At 70.8% G+C, this 991-nt stretch carries 1 protein-coding gene and 1 pseudogene; both read right to left on the bottom strand.

Features of this window, described 5'->3' with window-relative positions; genetic code table 11:
- A pseudogene (locus tag FLV34_RS43160) lies at positions 1-126 on the bottom strand (sugar phosphate isomerase/epimerase); the annotation flags it as partial.
- Positions 127-157: 31 nt separating this feature from the next.
- On the bottom strand, positions 158-991 hold an 834-nt coding region (locus tag FLV34_RS39380), incomplete at its 5' end, for a Gfo/Idh/MocA family protein (protein WP_147945597.1).

Here is a 991-nt window from a genome sequence, read left to right as displayed (position 1 = left end):
CTCGAAGTGGTCGCCCCAGCAGGCGATCTCCAGGCCGTCGTAGCCCCATTCCGAGGCCAGCCGGCAGACCTCCTCGAACGGCAGGTCCGCCCACTGCCCCGTGAACAACGTGATCGGTCGCGTCATCTCACTCCCGCTCTCACAACCTTGTGGACAATCACACCGAGATCCAGCCCGACCCGGCGGCGGCGCTCTCCTCGACCGCGGCGAGCACCCGCTGCACCCGCAGCCCGTCCTCGAAGGACGGCGTGGGGTCGGTGCCGTCGGCGATCGCCTCCAGGAAGTCCTTCGTCTCGTGGACGAAGGTGTGCTCGTAACCGAGGCCATGGCCCGGCGGCCACCACGCCCCGGCGTACGGGTGGTCCGGCTCGGTGACGAGGATCCGCCGGAAACCGGCATCCCCCTCGTCGGCCTGGTAGAACCACAGCTCGTTCATCGCCTCGAAGTCGAAGGCCAGGCTGCCCGACGAGCCGTTGACCTCGATGCGCAGCGCGTTCTTGCGCCCGGTGGCGAAGCGGGTGGCCTCGAAGGAGCCCAGTGCCCCGCCCTCGAAGCGGCCGATGAACAGCGCCGCGTCGTCCACCGTCACCTCGCCCATTTCACTGCCGCCTTCGGCGGCCAGGCCGGCCGACTCCTCGGCGAGCGGGCGCTCCTTGATGAAGGTCTCGGTGAGCGCGCTCACCCCGGTAAGCGACCGGCCGACGATGAACTGCGCGGTGTCGATGATGTGGGCGCCGATGTCGCCGAGGGCGCCCGATCCCGCCTTGTCCTTCTGCAGCCGCCAGACCAGGGGGAACTGCGGGTCGACGATCCAGTCCTGCAGATACTGCGCCCGCACGTGCCGGATCTCGCCGAGCCTGCCCTCCTCGACGAACCGCCGGGCCAGCGCGATCGCGGGCACGCGGCGGTAGTTGAAGGCGACCATGCTGCGCACGCCGCGCGCCGCCGCCTCCCGCGCCGCCGCGGCCATCGCCTCGGCCTCGGCCACGGT

This window comes from Microbispora sp. CSR-4, assembly GCF_008033685.1.
Taxonomy (GTDB): domain Bacteria; phylum Actinomycetota; class Actinomycetes; order Streptosporangiales; family Streptosporangiaceae; genus Microbispora.
The sequence above is the reverse complement of the archived record's forward strand: the minus strand, read 5'-3'. Positions and strand labels throughout refer to the sequence as shown.